Source organism: Streptomyces sp. NPDC020379 (assembly GCF_044387105.1).
Classification (GTDB): Bacteria; Actinomycetota; Actinomycetes; order Streptomycetales; family Streptomycetaceae; genus Streptomyces.
In genome coordinates, this window is sequence record NZ_JBIRVR010000008.1 from 130,690 (window position 1) to 147,351 (window position 16,662).

The window sequence follows — 16,662 nt, forward strand, 5'->3', positions numbered from 1 at the left end:
CGCGGACAGCCGGACAGCCGGACAGCCGGACAGCCGGACAGCCGGACAGCCGGACAGCCGGACAGCCGGACAGCCGGACAGCCGGACAGCCGGACAGCCGGACAGTGCTCATCGCCGTGCGTTCGGCGGGCGCCCTGCACCGGCTTCTCGACGCGCTCCCCGTCTTCGAGGGTGACGAGCGCATCGCCGTCCGGTTCACGCTCGTACCGGGGTCGGCGTTCGACGTGGACGCCCTCGCGGCCCTGGAGCGGTCCGGCGCCCGGACGGTCGGCTGGGAGCAGGCGCGCGCCCGCGAGCACGACCTCATACTGACCGCGAGTCCGAAGGGCGCGCTGCGGGTGCTGTCCGGTCCCCGGGTGGTGATGCCGCACGGCGCGGGCTTCAACAAGGCGCTCAGCGAAGAGGGTTCGCCCCACCTCCCCTCCGGCCTGGACCCCCATTACCTGCTCGCCGACGGCGAACCCTGGGCCGATCTGCACGCACTGGCGCACGGCGAGCAGCTCGACCGCCTCACCGAGCACTGCCCCGCGGCCGCCGCGCGGGCCTCCGTGGTGGGCGATCCGACCCTGGACCGGCTGCTCGGCTCGCTCGCCCACCGGGAGGGCTTCCGCGCCGCCCTGGGTACGGGCGAACGGCGGCTCATCGTGCTCACCTCCACCTGGGGCCCGGAGTCACTGCTGGCCCGCCGGCCGGACCTGCCGCGCGAACTCCTCGGCCGGCTGCCGCACGACGCCTATCAGCTGGGCCTGATCCTCCACCCCAACGAACACAGCCGCACCGGCACCTTCGACCTCGCCCGACGGCTGGCCCCGGCCCTCGCGGCGGGCCTGGTCCTGGCCGGTCCGCACGAGGAGTGGGCCGCGCTCCTCGTCGCGGCCGACGCGGTGGTCACCGACCACGGCTCCACCGCCCTCTACGCGGCCGCCCTCGGCCGCCCCGTCATCGGTGCGTACGACGGCGGGAGCGAGCTGATCCCCGGCAGCCCCATGGCGGACATGCTGGCGTCGGCGCCCCTGCTCGCGGAGGGCCTGCCGGCCGCCCTCCGGGCGGCGGAAGCGCAGGACACCCGGCGTTTCGCGGACGCGGCCTTCGCCCGGCAGGGCGAGTCCCTGCGACGGCTCCGGAGCGAGCTCTACCGACTGCTGGGCCTCCGGCCGCCGACGGCCCCCGTGGCCCCGCACCCGCTCCCCCGCCCGGCCGCCGCGCCCCGCCGTCCCGCGGCCTTCGCCGTACGCACCCAGGTCTCCGGGCGCCGGATCGGCGTCGAGCGCTTCCCCCCGTACACCTCCGAGGCCGTACGCCATCTGGCCGCCGAACTCCCGGAAGCGGACACCCGCCACACGCAGACCGCGGCGGTGCTGTGGCGCCGGGCCCGGAGCGCCGCACCGGCACCGCACAGCAGCGCATGGACAGCGGCCGGGTGGACCGAGCGGATCCTGGACGACGCCCCGGCGTGCCGGACCGCGGCCGCGCTCCTCACCCCGGAGCGGGTCCTGGTCCGGCACCGCTCGGCCGGTCCGCTCAGCGTCCGCGTCGAACCGTGCCTGGCCGCCGGACGCGTCCTGCGCGCCGACCCGGCCGCCGTCGTCTCCGCGATCCACGCCTGGCTGGCCGAGGCGCCGCAGGTGACGCCACCGGTGACGCTCCTCTGCGACACCGGCCCGCTCACGGTCCGGGTGCGCCTGGCCCCGGCCGACGAAGCGGACCTCGCCTACGAGCTCTGACCGTCGCCGGTCAGGCCGCCCGCGCGGTCCGCCAGCAGCTGGGCCAGCGCACGGTGTCCGGCCGCCTCGGCCGCCGCACCGCGCTCGTCGGCCAGCCCCGCGAGTTCCTCCAGGACGCGCACCTCGTCGGAGGTGGAGCCCCGCTCGCGGGCGCTCTCCAGCGCGGCGCGTGCCAGGGCCTCGGCTTCCGCCGCCCGCCCCGCGCACCTCAGCGCCCGGCCGAGCTCGAATCCGGTGCGGGCGGTCATCCGCTCCCGCTCCTGCTCGCGCGCCATCCGGTGCGCCTCCTCCAGCAAGCCGACCGCCCGTCCGACCTCGCCCTGACGCAGGGCGGTGCGGCCCAGCAGGTGCGTCTGGAGGAGCACGCCATAGGCGTTGCCGATCGCCGTGTGGATCCGCCGGGAAGCCTCGAAGTCCGCCGTCGCGCCCGGAAGGTCACCCTTGGCGAGCTTCAGCAGACCGCTGAACTCCACGGCCGAGGCCCTCAGTTTGCGCTCCGGCTCGGAATCGCCCAGCGCCTCGGAGGCACTCAAGGCGCGGCGCAGGCGATCGGCGGCTTCCTCGTACCGCTGCTGTTCCCACAGCGGACGGGCCAGCTGGCAGCGCATCCGGACCATCGCCGGCAGGTGCTCCAGGCGATCGGCGGCCGCGACGCCGGTCGTGAAGGCGTCCGTGACATCCGCGTAGTGCGGGTGGTCGAGGAAGTGGGTCCACAGCGGTTCGCACAGCGCCCAGGCGTCCTCGTACAGCCCGCTGTCGAAGGCCAGCCGGACGCAGCCGTACAGCGCGAGCCGCTGCGACTCCAGCCATCTGAGCGCTTCCGGCTTGGTGGCGAACGCGGCGTCGGGCACACCGGCGAGAGGACCGGGCAGCTCCGCGAGGGTCATGCGCGAACCGGCCGCCATCCGGTCCGCCAGCGCGGCCTGGCGGCGGTACCAGCGGATCAACGCGCGCCGCGCCTCGGCCCGTTCCGCCCCCTCGGGGTCGGCCTCGCGCGCACGGCGGTCGGCGTGGCCGCGCAGCAGGTCGTGCATCCGGCAGCCCTCCGGCCGGTTCTCCAGCAGCCCCGCCGACTCCAGCTCCTCCAGCGCGTCCACGGCCCGCTGCTCTCCGGCGCCGAGCAGCGCGGCGGCCGCCGGTGGGGTGACAACCGGCGCGGGGTGGAGCGACAGCAGGCGGTAGAGCCGCGCGGCCTCCCGGCCCAGCCCCGCGTACGCCGCGTCCCACACCGCCTCGACCATGGGGACGCCCTTCTCGCGCAGCTCCGCCGTCAGTTCCTCGACCAGCCGGGACAGGCTGCGTCTGCGGTACTTGCGGATCCACTGACCGGCCACCTTGAGCGCCGCGGGCAGCCCGCCGCAGCCGCGGACGAGCGCGGCCGCCGCCTCCGGCTCCGCCGGCAGCCGGTGGTCGTCCACGATGTGTGCGAGGAGCCGCGCCGCGTCCTCGGGGGCGAGCGGGTTCACGGGCACCTCGACCGGCGCCGTGCCGTCGAGGTCGTAGAGCGTGCCGTGGCTGGTCACGATCGCCAGGCCGCCCGCGGACGCCGGGAGCAGCGGTACGGCTTCGCCGCCGTACCGCGCGTTGTCGATGATCACGATGAGCCGCTTGGCGCGGGTGAGCGACCAATACTGCTTCTGCCGGCCGGCGAAGGACCGCTCCAGCCACTCCGCGGTGACGCCCAGGCCGGTCAGCAGCTCCGCGAGGGCGTCGGCGACCTCCACCACGCCGTCCCGGCGCAGATCGTCCAGATCGACGTACAGCACACCGTCCGGATGGCGCGGACCCAGCTGACGGGCCACATGGAACCCCAGCGCGGTCTTGCCGATCCCGCCGATGCCGCTCAGGGCCACGACCAGCGGGGCGCCGTCGCCCGTGTGGTTCTCGGCGGCCCGCGTGATGCGCTCCTGCTCGGCCCGCCGGTCCGCGAAGTACGCGAGCGCGGGCGGCAGCTGGAAGGGCACCGGCCGCTCCGGCGCCGCCGCCGCACCGTGCAGATGCTGATGCAGCGCTTCGATGCGCCCGGCCTGGACCACCACGTCCGCGCGCCCGTCCAGGCTGTTGTGCGTCTCCTCGGCCATTCGCCAACTCTACGGCGGATCAGCCGACCTGACGGGCCGACGGATCGCCGGAACAGCCGGGTCCGACGCGTCGCACGCTTCTATGGTGGCTACAACCGACGACCACCCAGGGAGCGTATCCATGGACCCGATCACGGCGGCGGCCCTCACCGCACTGGCCGGAGGGCTGGGCGGGGAAGCCGCCCGGCAGGCATGGCAGGGACTCTCCGCCCTCGTGCGGCGCCCGTTCGCGCGGGGAGGGGCACTCGACACACCCCCCGGGGTGAGCACGGGCGAGCCGGAGCTCACCTCCCTGGAGGGTGCCCCGGCCGATCCGGTGCGGGCCCAGGCGCTGGCCACCGCGCTGGGTGTCCGGGCCGCGCTGGACGGCGAGTTCCGGGCGCTGCTGGAGGAGTGGTGGCAGCGGGCGCGGGCGACGACGGCCGGAGACGTGCACAATCACATCAGCGGCGGGACACAGGGTGAGGTGTTCCAGGGCAGGGACTTCTCCGGCATCACCCTGCACGTGCGCCGGGGCGCGGGGCCGGCGGACCGGCGCTGAACCGCCGCGAGGGGCTACGGGCCACCGGCCCGGAGCCCCTCGCGGGGCTACGCGGCCGGCTTGCGGAGCACCGCCATGAAGAAGCGGGTCTTGCGGATGAGGGTCTCCTGCGCGCTTCCGAGCCCGCCGATCAGCCCGTCCACGAACTCCGCTCCGAACCGCTCCGTGAACTCCGCCCGCCGGGAGTATACCCCCAGCGCGAACACGTTCATCGTCATCGCCAGATTCGCCGACAGGTCCTTGAGCGACAGCGTGTGGAAACCCGCCTGGCCGACGATGTCGAAGAACTCCCCCAGCCGCGGCGGGACATTGGCGGCGTACACCGTCTCGAAGAGAGCGGTCTCGGGCTCGGTGAGCTCCTCGGTGACGACCGATTCCAGGGCCAGGAGATCCCCGCCGGGCCTCAGGACCCGCCATGCCTCGCCGAGGGCCTTGGCGCGGTCCATGTGGCAGAGGCTCTCGATCGCCCACGCGCAGTCGAACGACTCGTCCTCGTAGGGGAGCCGCATGGCGTCGGCGACCTCGAAGGTGAGCCGGTCGCTCAGCCCGTGCTCGCCCGCGAGCCGGTTGGCGGCCGCTATCTGCTCCTTGCTGACGGCGACGCCGGTGACCGCGATGCCCCGCTGCCGCGCCGCCTTGAGCGCGGTGCGTCCGGTGCCGCAGCCGATGTCCAGCAGGTGCTGCCCGGCCTTGGGGTCGAGCGTCTCGATGAGGTAGTCGGTATACCGGTCCTGCGCCTGGGAGGACATGGCCGCCAGTTCCATGCTCTGCGGGACGGGCGCGTCCGGCGGGAACCACAGGCCGCAGTGCACGCTCTCGCCGAGGGTCAGGTGGTACACCTCGCCGAACTTGTCGTACCAGTCGCCGACCTCGTCGGCGGTGACCTTCAGCTGGGGGGTCGTCTCCTGCGGCACGGTGCGTTCCTTCCGAGTGCGACATCGATGGATCGCCGGGCCGGACATGACGGTGCTCGGTCACGGATCACCGGCCCTCGCCCGGAGATCCTTCAACACCCGCCGGAAGCGGAACAAGGCCGCCTGCCCCCGTGAACGGACGGTTCAGGCCACCGGCCTCACTCGTCCTCGAACGCCGCTTCCTCCATGAGCCGCTCCGCGATGTCGTCGGCCCACGCCTGGGCCCAGTGGCGGAGTTCGCCGACGGCGGCCTCGTCCAGGCCCTGGGCGGTGAACTCGCTGTCGTCGATCCACTCGGCCCCGGCGAGACGGGCCTGGAGGTCGGTGAGGTCGAAGTCGGCGTCGCGGGCGTGGCGCCGGCCGAGTTCCTCCAGTTCGACGAGGGACCAGCGGGCGGCCGCGGCACGCACGTCGACGAGGCTGCGGGCGAGCCCGAGGTCGGCCAGGGCGCGCACCTCCAGGCCCACGACGTCCTCGACGGCGGGCACGGGCCCGTACTCCGTCGGGACGGGAGGCCGCCACAGGGTCTCCTTGCGGAGGTCGACGGCGCACTCCTCGCCGGTCGTGGGGTCGGCCGCCGTGAGCCGCACCGCGAGGGGACCGGCCGAGACCGGCCGCACCCGCCAGCCCCGCTCCGCCAGCCCGGCCCGCAGCGCGGCGGCGATCGCGTCCATGGGCCGGGGCGCGTCGGTGACGAACTCCAGGTCCCGGCCGGGCCGGCCGCCGAGCCCGTGCGCGCGCACCGCGTGGGACCCGGCGAGCACGACCGGCGCCGGGGCGCAGGCGGCCACCACATCGGCCGACAGCCGCCGGTGCAGCCCTTCCGGAGGGGGCGGGGGCATCTCGGGCAGCATGATCGGGATTATGGCGCACGGGCGGCCCGGAACCGCGGTGCCGCCTCCACGGCCCGGCCGGCACCACTCGGCGGCCTCGGGCGCGGGCGCCGGCCGCGGGGCAGCGCCCGCGCGCGGCGTGGCCGGCCGGCGCTTCCGCCGCGGACACCCACCCGTACACACCGAAAGCCGCCCCCGGGTCGGCCCGGGGGCGGCTCGTTCAGGTGGTGGCCGGGTCAGCGGCCGTGGTGACCGCCGTGACCTTCGTGGCCGAAGCCATGGCCTTCGTGGTCACCGTTGAAGGAACCGTTGTCGGACAGGATCGGGATCTCGTCGAGGATGTGCGACAGCGGGTCGTCCCCGTCCTGGATCGTGGAGTTCTCGGTGCACTGCTGCTGCTGCTGCGAGGACAGGATCGGGATGTCCTGGAGGCCGACGTTGAGCAGGCCGATGAGCGACTGGGCGCCGAGCTTGCCGATGCCGAGGCAGGGCTTGTTGAGCGAGCCGTTGATCAGCCCCATCTGGGGGCTCATATAGCCGCCGGTCCAGGTGTTGCCGTACATCTGGCCCGCGCCGTTCGCGTTGGAGACGTCGTGTCCATTGCCCACCGCCATCGCCGGGGCGGTGGAGACGCCGGCCGCGGAAGCCACGAGCACCGTGGTGGCCACTACTTTCTTGATCACGCTATTCCTTCGCTCTGGTCGACGACTTACGGGAGCGCCCTGGCTAACTCGGAATTCCTGCGGAGGTTATTCGGCTTCACTCCTTCAGCCCACCACGCGGCCCTATCAGAATAAAAGCGCGTGGTGCCGCGCACCGGGAACCGCAACGAAAAGCCCCCCTGCCGCGGGGCCCGCACACCCGCGGCAGAGGGGGGCTTTTCTTCTGCGTCCGGTGCCGTCCGGGGGCCTACAGACCGCCGTTGCCGGAGCCGTTGCCCGACAGGACGGGGATCTCGTCGAGGATGTGCGACAGCGGGTCGTCCCCGTCGTTGATCGTGGAGTTGTCGGTGCACTGCTGCTGCTGCTGCGAGGACAGGATCGGAACGTCCTGGACGCCGACGTTGATGAGGGCCAGTACGGACTGGACACCCAGCTTGCCGATACCCAGGCAGGGCTTGTTGAGCGTGCCCTGGATCAGGCTCATCTGCGGGCTTTCGACGCCCCCGGTCTTGGTGTTCCCATAGCCGGTCCTGGCTGCGTTGCCGTTCGCGACGTCCTGGTCGTTGCCGATCGCCAGCGCGGGGCCGGCGAGGGAGCCGACCGCGGAAACCGTCATCGCGGCCGTGGCCATTACCTTCTTGAGCACGTCTATGCCTTTCGATCGTGTAGCGCCCCCACTGGGAAAGCGTTCTGAATAACTCCGGCCTATTGGAGAGGTTCCGGGCTTTCACTCATTCGAGCCAGTGGGCTCGCTGCACGTATTACTGGCACATCGCGGGACGTATTACTGGCACTTTTATGACCGGGCGGGCCGCCGATAGGCGATGCCGCCGACGAGCGCGGGCCGGCGGAAAGGCCCGTACGGCCGGGCGGTCGTCAGCAGCCGGCGCCGACCGGGCGCGCGGGGGCCGCCGACAGGGCTTCGTAGAGCGCGCGTTCCGTCTGCGGGCCGCACAGCACGCGGTCACGGACGCGGAAGAGCGGCACCCCGGTGACGCCGTGGCGGCGCAGCCGGTCCAGTTCCTCGCGCAGGGCCTCGGCGTCCGGCTCCTCGTACGGCGTCGTACCGCCGTACGGAAACCGACGGAGAAAACCGTCCGGTCCGGATGTGCTTCCGGTGGCTTCCAGGCCGCACTCCTCGGCCAGGGCGCGCAGCACGCCAGGGTCGCCGATGTGGAGCCCGTCGGTGAAGTGCGCGCGGAAGAGCCGCTCCACCATCGCCTCGCCGCGGCCCCGCGCCTGCGCGCGGGCGATGAGCAGATGGGCGGCGAAGGTGTTGCCGACGACCGCCCGGCCGTAGTCCAACTCCAGCCCCTCACGGGCAGCTTGGCCGGTGGCACGGGCCATCTCGGTCTCGGCGTACGGACCGAGGAGGCGCTGGAGCACCGGCACCAGCGGCTGCGCCACGTTGGGCGCGGCCGGCGCGAGCTCGTACGGACGGAACGTCAGCTCGACCTCCCGGCCCGTGGCGCGCAGCCGCCCGGCCGCCCGGCGAAGGCGGGTGTAGCCGATATAGGAGTGGACGCAGATGACGTCCAGGACCATGTCCGCCTTCACCATCGGAACCCCCAAAGCGCCAATTTCCGTACCGCCGAGCCATTGAACAGGAACGTAAATCAGTAACTTGCCGGGCGTCAAGTATGGTTTTCCGGGGCTCACCGCCCGGCTCGGAAGCTCCTTCGAGGCCCCTCCCGGAGCCCCGGCAGTCACGAGCGCCGCCCCGCCCACCGGTCCGCCCGCCGCGTCCCACGCGCGCCGCGCCGTGCCCGCGCGCACCAGGTCAGGCAAGTGCGGTGCGGCGACGGGGGATTGAGGGAAGGGGCGGAGACCACGGAGCCGACGACAATGTACGCATTGCGTGCCGGTGGTGTCGCGGTCGCCGTCAACGACCCCGTCGCCGAGCTTTCCTGCGGCATGATCTCCACGCCCGCCCAGCGTGTGCGACGGCGGCCCGGCCCGGTCGGCCATGTGCGGACGGGCGCGGCGGGACCGCGAGGACAGGCTGCCAACTTGCCGGGCGTCAAGTAGGTTCGGCTGAGGGCGGCAGCTTCACGACAACAGCAGGAGAGACCATGGGCAGCACCCCTCAGGCGCGCAGGAGCGACACCCGTGAGCGCATCCAGAAAACGGCCCTGGACCTCTTCGTCTCACGTGGTTACGAGAAGACGTCGCTGCGGGAGATCGCCGAGGAGCTCGGCGTCACCAAGGCAGCGCTGTACTACCACTTCAAGACGAAGGAGGACATCCTCACCGCGATCTCCGAAGACCTCGGCCGCCCGGTCGACGAACTCATCGCCTGGGCCGCGGAACAGCCACCGACGCCCGGGACCCGGCGGGAGCTGATGACCCGCTACAGCGCGGCCCTGAAGTCGGCCAAGCCGATCTACCACATCCTCCAGGAGAACCAGGCGACCCTGCGCGACCTGGCCGTCGGGCGCACGCTGAACGATCGCGTGGAGGCCATCTGCCGGCTGATGCACGCCGGGGACATCGACTTCGACACCCACGTCCGCGTCGCCAGCGCTCTGCTGACCGTCCACTTCGGGGCCTTCACGCTGGACCAGCTCGGCGGCACGGACGAGGAGAAGCGGCAGGCGCTCCTCAAGGTCGCGCTGGACACCCTCGGCACCCCCACCGATTGACACTTTCAGGCGACCCCGGCCGGGGCGGCTGTGCGCTGCCGCTCCAGCTCCGCCAGCGCGCGGGCGCCCCGGCCGGGGGCGATGTCGAGCCGGGCGAGCACCGCGGGCACGGCCACCCCGGGCATCAGGTGCTCATAGAGCACGATGGCCCGCCGCTCCAGGTCGGCGCGGCCGCAGACCGTCTGCGAGAGGGCGTTGATGCCGCCGTACGCGGCGACGATCAGCTCGGCGACCTCCGACGGCATGACGTGCGGCAGCACCTCGCCGCGCTCCTTGCCCTCCATCAGGGTGCGGGTGTGCAGCTGGGTCCAGTCGTCGAAGCGGGCGTCGCGGTCCGGCGCCGTGGCGCTGTGCTCGATGGACAGCCGCACACAGCCCCGCAGCACCGGGTCCACCAGCAGCCGGTGGGTGAAGATCAGCCCGATGTCGACCAGCTCCTGCATCTTGGAGGAGCGCGGCAGTTCGGGGCGCAGCGCCGTGACGGACATCCGGGTCTGGACGACGGCGCGGGCCAGGTCCTCCTTGGAGGCGAAGTGGAAGTAGAGCGCGCCCTTGGTCACCTCGGCGCGGGCGAGAATCTCGCTGATGGTGGCGGCGTCGTAGCCCCGCTCGTCGAACACCACCGCGGCCGCTTCCAGGATGGTCCGCCGCGTTCTTATCGCACGGTCCTGCTTTGCCACGGTACGCCTCCGCATCGCTGAGGGACCCGCGCGCCGCGTCCTGAGCGGCAGGGCGGATCACTGACCGCTGTCGCTGCCGCCGGGTTCCCGCGCGCAGCCGCGGCGTAGAGCGTATGCAGGACACCCGCGTCAAGGGAGGAGAGCGAACCAGCCATCGTGACCGGCGCCGTGGCCCGGAAGGGGGTTGACTAGGGTCGGATGCCACCGGCCGCGGCCGGTCCGACGAGCCGAGGGAGCCCGCAGGGATGAGCCTCACCGGGACCGCGTTCTTCGCTGTGCTCATCGCGGCCACCGCGGTCGCCGTGCTGGCGACGCTGCTGCTGTGGTCGAGGATCCCCGGTCCGCGCCCCCTCGCCTGGCTGGCGCGCGTCGTGCTCATCGGGCTGTGCCAGGTGACCGCGATCTGCGTGGTCGCCACCTGGATCAACAGCAGCTACGGGCTCTACGCCTCCTGGGACGACCTGCTGGGCCGGCCGGGCGGCACGGGCCCGGTGGCGATGCCCGGCCCGCCCCCGGAGCGGGCCCGCTTCATCCGCGGGGACGCCGGGATACAGGAGACGTACGTCCGCGGGCGCGCCTCGTCGCTGTCGGGGCAGGTGATGATCTGGACCCCGCCGCAGTACGACGACCCGCGCTACCGCAAGACCGCCTTTCCCGTCGTTCTGCTGCTGCACGGCGTCCCCGGTTCGCCGCAGTCGTGGATGGAGCAGGGCCACATGCCCGGCGACTTCCAGAAGCTGCTGCGGGACGGGACGAGCCGGCCGTTCATCCTCGCCGTGCCGATCATCAACCCCGGGGGTGTCGACACGGACTGCTCGGACACCACCGGGCACAAGGTCGCGACCTGGCTCTCCTCCGACGTCCCGGACCTGATCAGGCACCACTTCAGGACGGGGAAGGGCCCGCGCTACTGGGGGCTGCTGGGCATCTCCACGGGCGGCTACTGCGCGGCCAAGCTGCCCTTGCAGTACCCCAAGGTGTTCGGCGCGGGCGCGGCCCTGGACCCGGATCCGCTGACGGGTGACCGGGGCGTCCTCGCGGACGAGCAGCTGCGGCTGCACAACAGCCCCATGTGGCTGGTGGCCCACACCCAGGCCGACGTCGGCCTCTTCCTCGCGACCTCGCGCCAGGACCGGGACAGCCCGCCCTCGTACATCGAGGAGTTCCAGCGGGCGGCGGCCGGCAGCAAGGTCCGGCTGAAGACGATGCTGACGCAGCGGGGCGGGCACAACTACAACACGTGGATCTCGATGTATCCGGCGGCGTTCGACTGGCTGGGCGAGGAGCTCGACAAGGGGCCGGCGTAGAGGAAGAAGCGTGACGGGAAAAGGGGCCCCGGCGGGCCCCTCTTTCCGTCTTTCCATAGCCGTTTCCCCTGTCCGGCGGAGGTCAGCTGTTGACGTCCTGCGGGAAGACCAGCTGCTTGCTCATCCACTCCAGGCTCGGCGAGATCTCCCGCCGCCAGGTGGTGAAGTTGTGGCTGCCCTCGTCCAGGATCATCTTGGAGGCGAGCATCGGCTCCTTCACGGCCTTGAGGAACTTCTCCGTCTCCTTGTAGTTCTTCTCGCCCTTCTTGCTGCTGGTGACGAGCACGGAGACCTTCGGCGCCGGCAGGTTGCCCAGCCGCCAGATCAGGTCGTGCTCACGCTCCCGCTGCTTGCCCTCCTCGCCGCCGCCGAAGAGGTTTCCGGTGGTCAGATCGTTCTTGATCTTGTAGTCGGCGGAGAGGGCGGCGGCCGCGGGATAGACGGAGGGCTGGCGCATCGCGAGCTCCAGGGCGCAGGTGCCGCCGGAGGAGTAGCCCATGGCGCCCCAGGCACTCGCGTCGTGCCCGACGCGATAGGCGCTGCGCATCGCCTCGGGTACGTCCTTGGTGAAATACGTCTCCGACTGCGGGCCGCCCGGGACGTCCACGCACTCGGTGTCGCGCGGCGGCGCGATCGTCGGCCGGAGCATCACGATCACGGTCGGCTGCATCTTCTTCGCGGCCACCAGCTCGCTCGCGGTCTTCGGGATCTGGAGGTATTTGGAGAGGTTGTCGATGCCGCCCGGATATCCGCTGATGGCCACGATCACGGGAAAGCGCTGGCGCTCGTACTGCTTCTGGAAATACTGCGGCGGGAGATAGACGAACGCCGGCTCGACGACATTGGCGCGGCGGCCGACCAGGCGCACCGACTCGACCGTGCCGACCTGGTCCTTCGGGCCGTCCGGCAGGCCCATGCGGTCGCCGCTCTGCGAGCTCGCGGGCCGGATCAGGCCGCCGCCCTTGGCCGTGTCCACCGTGCCGTCGGCGGCGCCGGTGATCGCCGTGACCTGGCCGGGCGACCGGTCGTAGCGGCCGAGCAGCTGGCCCCAGGTGCCGTAGAAGCTGTTGGCGGAGTTCACCGCGAGCAGCACCACGGACATGATCGCCAGCTGGGTCACCAGGATCGACCCGAGCCGTCCCAGCACGGGCAGCGCGCCGCGCCCGGAGAGCCGGGGCCACAGCCATACGGTGAGGCCGACGCACAGCACGGCGACGAAGACCACCGTGTACAAGAGTGACCGGCTGGTCAGGCCCATGCGTCTCTCAACTCCCTGCCCCCGTGGTGGGTACTCGTGTTCGGTAAAACGATGCTCACCGATGAAGAGGCCGGATTGGGCGGAGAGGGTTGCCCTGCACCCATTTCTTACCCTGCTCTTGGCCTGCCCGTGTCCTGGACGTACGGCACCGTTACCGCGCCGGAAACCGCCTGCCCGGGGGGTGGGTGGCGGCCTCACTGGGCAGGAAAGGGCGCATGGGCGACGTCTTCTTGCGCAGGTTGAGCCGCTGGCAGTCCGACCAGTACCGCGAGCAGCTCGCGGATGTGCACACGGCGGCGTACGGGGGTGCGTCCGGTGAGCCCGCCCGCTCCCGCTTCCGGGACCGCCTCTCCGAGGACTCCGCGCGGCCCGGCTTCGACCTGGTGATCGCCGAGAGCCGGGGACCGGTCGGCTGCGCGTACGGCTATCCGCTGGCACGCGACAGCGACCGCTGGCACGGCTTCGACGGGCCCGTGCCCGCGGATCTCGAGGAGCTGACGGCCGCCGGGCGGGTCTTCCTCGTCGCCGAGCTGATGGTCCTGCCGCGCCACCGCCGCCAGGGCATCGGCCGCCGCCTGCACGACCGGCTGCTCGCCGGCAGCGGGGCAGGGCTCGCCGCGATGCTGCTCTCCCCGGCGGACGCGCACGGGGACGGCGCGCACGCGGCCCGGCTGTCGTGGGGGTGGACGACCGCGGGCAAGCTTTCGCCGGGCGGCGGGCCGGTGCTGGAGGTCTTCACCCGGCCGCTGCGGAGGTGAGCCCGCCGGTTCCGGTCCGTCGCGCCTGAGGCGGGTGGCCTCACATGATGGCCGGGCCGGAGGTGGCCGGTGCCGGACGCGAGCCGGGTGCGTGCGCGGCCCCGAGGCCGCACGGCCCTGGCCGAGCGGGGCGTTCCTCCAGGATGGTGGACGCATGACGGAAACCACCGCGAATCCCTACCTCAGCGGACTCTTCGCGCCCGTCCATGAGGAGATCACCGCGATCGACCTCCCGGTCACCGGCCGCCTTCCCGACTCCCTGCGCGGCCGCTATCTGCGCAACGGCCCCAACCCGCTCGGCGCCCCGGACCCGGCTGCGTACACCTGGTTCAGCGGGGTGGGCATGGTGCACGGCGCGCGGCTGCGCGACGGCCAGGCCGAGTGGTACCGCAACCGCTGGGTGCGCTCCGACGAGGTCGCCGGGCGGCTGGGGGAGAAGCTGCCGCACGGCCCGCGCCACCTGGGCATGGACGCCGCGCCCAACACCCACGTGCAGAGCTTCGCCGGGCACCTCCTCGCGCTGGTCGAGGCCGGCTCGCTGCCGTACGAGCTGGACGAGGACCTGTTCACGATCGGCCCCTTCGACTTCCACGGCACGCTGCCCGGCGGGCTGGCCGCGCACACCGTCGTCGACCCGCGGAGCGGCGAGCTGCACGCCGTCGCGTACTGCCCGGCGCTGCCGTACGTGCAGTACCTCGTCGCCGCGACCGACGGGCGGATCCGCCGCTGTGTCGACATCCCGGTCGACGGCCGCCCCGTGATGCACGACTTCTCGCTGACGCGACGGCACGTCCTGCTGTACGACCTGCCGGTGGTCGCCGCGGAGGCGGCGCGGGCGGGCGGCGCGCCCGCCCGCTGGGACGACGGGCGGCCCGCCCGGCTCGGGGTGCTGCCCCGGGACGGACACGCGCGGGACATCCGCTGGCTGGACATCGACCCGTGCTACGTCTTCCACCCCATGAACGCCTACGAGCGCGACGGCGTCATCACCGTCCACCTCGTCCGCTACGAGCGGGCCTTCGACCGGCGGCCCGCGTCCGCCGTGCGGCACCCGCCGCTGCTGGAGCGCTGGACGGTGGACCTCGCGGCCGGGACCGTGCGGCGCACGCGGCTGGACGACCGCGAGGTGGAGTTCCCCCGGGTGGATCCGCGGCGGCTGACGGAGCGGCACCGCTTCGGGTACGCGATGGCCGCCGCCGGGGAGGACCGGTGGCGGCTGGGGGCGGGGCTGCTGAAGTACGACCTGGAGCGCGGCACGAGCGAGGAGTTCCGCGTACACCCGCACGGCGACGTCGGCGAGGGCGTGTTCGTCCCCTCCGCCCCCGGCGCGGCCGAGGACGACGGCTGGGTGATGGCGTACGCGTACGACCCCGAACGCGGGGCCTCGGATCTGGTGGTGCTGGCGGCCCAGGACTTCGCGGCGGGACCGGTGGCGCGGGTGCACCTGCCGGTGCGGGTGCCGCTGGGCTTCCACGGCAACTGGATCCCTGACGGCGTGTGAGGACGCCGCGTGGGTAGGCGTGCTGGGGAGCGCGGCCGCTCACGGGTGCTCAGAAGTCCTCACGGGTGAGCCCAGCTGGCGCAACCGGACGCGGGGGCCGTCCCCCGACGGTGTCGGGCGCGGGCCGGCTTACGAGGGTCTGAGCACGCCGGGAGGGGCGTGACGGCTAGCCTTACGTAGCCATCCGGACCAGGGATATTCCCCGACACTCCGGACATTTCATAGCTCCCGAGACACGTGAAGGACTGCTCCCCATGGGCATTCGGAGTCTGCTGCGGAACGCGTTCGGCCGGTCCAGGACAGCGACAGCCGAGCGCGACGAACCCAGCCTGCCCCAGCAGAACGCGGGACCGCAGGCCGTTGCCGACGGCGTGGAGCCGGCCGCCGGCGCCACCCCCGCCACGGAGAAGGAGCCCGTGGCGGTCGTCCCGGGGCCGTCGGCGGAGCCGACGACCGCGCCGGCGCCGGGCGCTGACACCGCGTCGGCCACCGTCCCCGCCCCCTCCTCGGAGCCCGCGCCCGCGACCGCCGCAGCCTCCGTGCCGGCGCCCGCGTCGGAGCCCGCACCGGCCGAGCCCTTCCGCGCGCCGCTGCCCGCGCAGCCCACCACGGACCGCGTGCCCGACCCCGGGCCGCTCGGCCCCACCCCCGGCCCCACACCCAAGCCGGACCCGCTCCCCCAGCCGGAGCCCGAGCCGACGCCGATGCCCGCCCCCAAGCCCGTCCCGGAGCCGGACCCGGTGCCCACGCCGCTCCCCTCCCCGCCGGTGGAGCCCGAGCCGACGCCGCGCCCGGTCCCCAAGCCCGAGCCCGCGCCGGGCCCTTCGCCGGAGCCCCAGCCCGCGATGCCGCCCCGCGACGCGGAGGCCGGGCCCGCCGTCAGCCTGGAGAAGGTGAAGAAGACCGCTCCCGCGCTGGTCAGCCTCTACAAGAGCGCGGCGGTCTCGCTGAAGAAGCAGGGGCTCACCGGGCAGCGGGCGGCCGTCTATCTGGTCCTCGACCGCTCGGGTTCGATGCGCGAGTTCTACAAGAACGGCACCGTCCAGCACCTCGCCGAGCAGGCGCTGGGCCTCTCCGCCCACCTCGACGACGACGGCACCGTCCCGGTCGTCTTCTTCTCCACCGACGTCGACGGCACGGCCGAGCTGGACCTCGGCGACTACGAGGGCCGCATCGAGGAACTCCACAACTCCATGGGCCACATGGGCCGCACCAACTACCACTGGGCCATGGAAGCGGTCATCGAGCACTACGAGAAGTCGGGTGCCACGGACCCGGCGTTCGTCATCTTCCAGACCGACGGCGGCCCCTACAGCAAGCCGGCCGCGGAGCGCGCCCTGTGCGAGGCGGCGAAGCTCCCCATCTTCTGGCAGTTCGTGGGCTTCGGCGACCCGGAGAGCAAGGGCTTCGACTTCCTGCGCAAGCTGGACAACCTCGCCGTCCCCCAGAAGCGCGTCATCGACAACGCGGGCTTCTTCCACGCGGGCCGCGACCCGCGCGCCCTGACGGACGCGCGCCTCTACGAAGAGCTGATGGTCGAGTTCCCCGAGTGGCTGGCGGAGGCCCGCGCGGCGGGCATCGTCAAGTAACCGCGGCGACGGACTTCTTCGCCACCCGCGGCGGACGCCCTCGTAACCCCCGGACTTCGTCCGGGGGAGCACTCCGCGAGCGCCGGGCGGGGCCGGTGGCGCGGGCCGGGGCGTCGGTCGCGGAGGGATCACGGCCGCATCAGCCGCGTCCAGCCCGCCCGGCGTTCGAGGA

At 72.8% G+C, this 16,662-nt stretch carries 16 protein-coding genes; 8 read left to right on the forward strand and 8 right to left on the reverse strand.

Going from position 1 to position 16,662, the window contains the following annotated elements; genetic code table 11:
- The first annotated feature begins 116 nt into the window (after positions 1 to 116).
- Complete coding sequence (locus tag ACH427_RS13350) at positions 117 to 1,724, forward strand: translation initiation factor 2 (RefSeq protein WP_398869729.1); 1,608 nt, start codon at positions 117 to 119, stop codon at positions 1,722 to 1,724.
- Here ACH427_RS13350 and ACH427_RS13355 read toward each other — a convergent pair.
- Positions 1,712 to 3,805 (reverse strand): NB-ARC domain-containing protein, encoded by a 2,094-nt coding sequence (locus ACH427_RS13355; protein WP_398869578.1) that lies wholly within the window; start codon positions 3,803 to 3,805, stop codon positions 1,712 to 1,714. The genes ACH427_RS13350 and ACH427_RS13355 overlap by 13 nt on opposite strands.
- A gap of 121 nt (positions 3,806 to 3,926) precedes the next feature.
- Here ACH427_RS13355 and ACH427_RS13360 point away from each other — a divergent pair, with 121 nt between their 5' ends.
- A complete protein-coding gene (locus tag ACH427_RS13360) occupies positions 3,927 to 4,346 on the forward strand; it encodes a hypothetical protein (RefSeq protein ID WP_398869579.1) in 420 nt (139 codons plus the stop codon).
- A 47-nt stretch (positions 4,347 to 4,393) separates the two neighbouring features.
- On the opposite strand, the gene ACH427_RS13365 is transcribed toward ACH427_RS13360, so the two are convergent.
- From ACH427_RS13365 to ACH427_RS13385, 5 genes are all read right to left on the reverse strand, one after another.
- Positions 4,394 to 5,260, reverse strand: a complete 867-nt coding sequence (locus tag ACH427_RS13365) for a methyltransferase domain-containing protein (RefSeq protein WP_398869580.1) — start codon at positions 5,258 to 5,260, stop codon at positions 4,394 to 4,396.
- A gap of 158 nt (positions 5,261 to 5,418) precedes the next feature.
- On the reverse strand, positions 5,419 to 6,114 hold the full coding sequence (locus ACH427_RS13370) for a hypothetical protein (RefSeq protein WP_398869581.1): 696 nt from the start codon (positions 6,112 to 6,114) through the stop codon (positions 5,419 to 5,421).
- 215 nt (positions 6,115 to 6,329) lie between these two features.
- Complete coding sequence (locus tag ACH427_RS13375; protein WP_398869582.1) at positions 6,330 to 6,776, reverse strand: rodlin; 447 nt, start codon at positions 6,774 to 6,776, stop codon at positions 6,330 to 6,332.
- A 226-nt stretch (positions 6,777 to 7,002) separates the two neighbouring features.
- Positions 7,003 to 7,401, reverse strand: a complete 399-nt coding sequence (locus ACH427_RS13380; RefSeq protein ID WP_398869583.1) for a rodlin — start codon at positions 7,399 to 7,401, stop codon at positions 7,003 to 7,005.
- Positions 7,402 to 7,631: 230 nt separating this feature from the next.
- Positions 7,632 to 8,315: a DsbA family protein gene (locus ACH427_RS13385; RefSeq protein WP_398869585.1), complete on the reverse strand. Its 684-nt coding sequence runs from the start codon at positions 8,313 to 8,315 to the stop codon at positions 7,632 to 7,634.
- Positions 8,316 to 8,600: 285 nt separating this feature from the next.
- Here ACH427_RS13385 and ACH427_RS13390 point away from each other — a divergent pair, with 285 nt between their 5' ends.
- Complete coding sequence (locus ACH427_RS13390; protein ID WP_398869586.1) at positions 8,601 to 8,783, forward strand: hypothetical protein; 183 nt, start codon at positions 8,601 to 8,603, stop codon at positions 8,781 to 8,783.
- 44 nt (positions 8,784 to 8,827) lie between these two features.
- The gene (locus ACH427_RS13395) at positions 8,828 to 9,397 is read left to right on the forward strand and encodes a TetR/AcrR family transcriptional regulator (protein WP_398869587.1); all 570 of its coding nucleotides are present in this window, start codon (positions 8,828 to 8,830) and stop codon (positions 9,395 to 9,397) included.
- A gap of 5 nt (positions 9,398 to 9,402) precedes the next feature.
- Here ACH427_RS13395 and ACH427_RS13400 read toward each other — a convergent pair whose 3' ends face one another.
- Positions 9,403 to 10,077 carry a ScbR family autoregulator-binding transcription factor gene (locus ACH427_RS13400; protein WP_398869588.1) on the reverse strand — a complete coding sequence of 225 codons (675 nt, stop codon included), beginning with the start codon at positions 10,075 to 10,077 and terminating at the stop codon, positions 9,403 to 9,405.
- Positions 10,078 to 10,322: 245 nt separating this feature from the next.
- Here ACH427_RS13400 and ACH427_RS13405 point away from each other — a divergent pair, with 245 nt between their 5' ends.
- A complete protein-coding gene (locus tag ACH427_RS13405) occupies positions 10,323 to 11,384 on the forward strand; it encodes an alpha/beta hydrolase (RefSeq protein WP_398869589.1) in 1,062 nt (353 codons plus the stop codon).
- 82 nt (positions 11,385 to 11,466) lie between these two features.
- Here ACH427_RS13405 and ACH427_RS13410 read toward each other — a convergent pair whose 3' ends face one another.
- Positions 11,467 to 12,642, reverse strand: coding sequence for an alpha/beta hydrolase (locus ACH427_RS13410; protein ID WP_398869590.1), 1,176 nt, complete (start codon positions 12,640 to 12,642; stop codon positions 11,467 to 11,469).
- A gap of 215 nt (positions 12,643 to 12,857) precedes the next feature.
- Here ACH427_RS13410 and ACH427_RS13415 point away from each other — a divergent pair, with 215 nt between their 5' ends.
- From ACH427_RS13415 to ACH427_RS13425, 3 genes are all read left to right on the forward strand, one after another.
- A complete protein-coding gene (locus ACH427_RS13415) occupies positions 12,858 to 13,400 on the forward strand; it encodes a GNAT family N-acetyltransferase (protein ID WP_398869591.1) in 543 nt (180 codons plus the stop codon).
- A 154-nt stretch (positions 13,401 to 13,554) separates the two neighbouring features.
- Positions 13,555 to 14,901 (forward strand): carotenoid oxygenase family protein, encoded by a 1,347-nt coding sequence (locus ACH427_RS13420; RefSeq protein ID WP_398869592.1) that lies wholly within the window; start codon positions 13,555 to 13,557, stop codon positions 14,899 to 14,901.
- 254 nt (positions 14,902 to 15,155) lie between these two features.
- Positions 15,156 to 16,490 carry a VWA domain-containing protein gene (locus tag ACH427_RS13425; RefSeq protein ID WP_398869593.1) on the forward strand — a complete coding sequence of 445 codons (1,335 nt, stop codon included), beginning with the start codon at positions 15,156 to 15,158 and terminating at the stop codon, positions 16,488 to 16,490.
- The last annotated feature ends 172 nt before the right edge of the window (positions 16,491 to 16,662 follow it).

Excerpts from the sequence above, each read along its gene's own strand:
- ACH427_RS13355 (WP_398869578.1), bottom strand. The coding sequence starts at position 3,805 with ATGGCCGAGGAGACGCACAACAGCCTGGACGGGCGCGCGGACGTGGTG.
- ACH427_RS13360 (WP_398869579.1), top strand. The coding sequence starts at position 3,927 with ATGGACCCGATCACGGCGGCGGCCCTCACCGCACTGGCCGGAGGGCTG.
- ACH427_RS13370 (WP_398869581.1), bottom strand. The coding sequence starts at position 6,114 with ATGCTGCCCGAGATGCCCCCGCCCCCTCCGGAAGGGCTGCACCGGCGG.
- ACH427_RS13385 (WP_398869585.1), bottom strand. The coding sequence starts at position 8,315 with ATGGTGAAGGCGGACATGGTCCTGGACGTCATCTGCGTCCACTCCTAT.
- ACH427_RS13390 (WP_398869586.1), top strand. The coding sequence starts at position 8,601 with ATGTACGCATTGCGTGCCGGTGGTGTCGCGGTCGCCGTCAACGACCCC.
- ACH427_RS13395 (WP_398869587.1), top strand. The coding sequence starts at position 8,828 with ATGGGCAGCACCCCTCAGGCGCGCAGGAGCGACACCCGTGAGCGCATC.
- ACH427_RS13405 (WP_398869589.1), top strand. The coding sequence starts at position 10,323 with ATGAGCCTCACCGGGACCGCGTTCTTCGCTGTGCTCATCGCGGCCACC.
- ACH427_RS13410 (WP_398869590.1), bottom strand. The coding sequence starts at position 12,642 with ATGGGCCTGACCAGCCGGTCACTCTTGTACACGGTGGTCTTCGTCGCC.
- ACH427_RS13415 (WP_398869591.1), top strand. The coding sequence starts at position 12,858 with ATGGGCGACGTCTTCTTGCGCAGGTTGAGCCGCTGGCAGTCCGACCAG.
- ACH427_RS13420 (WP_398869592.1), top strand. The coding sequence starts at position 13,555 with ATGACGGAAACCACCGCGAATCCCTACCTCAGCGGACTCTTCGCGCCC.
- ACH427_RS13425 (WP_398869593.1), top strand. The coding sequence starts at position 15,156 with ATGGGCATTCGGAGTCTGCTGCGGAACGCGTTCGGCCGGTCCAGGACA.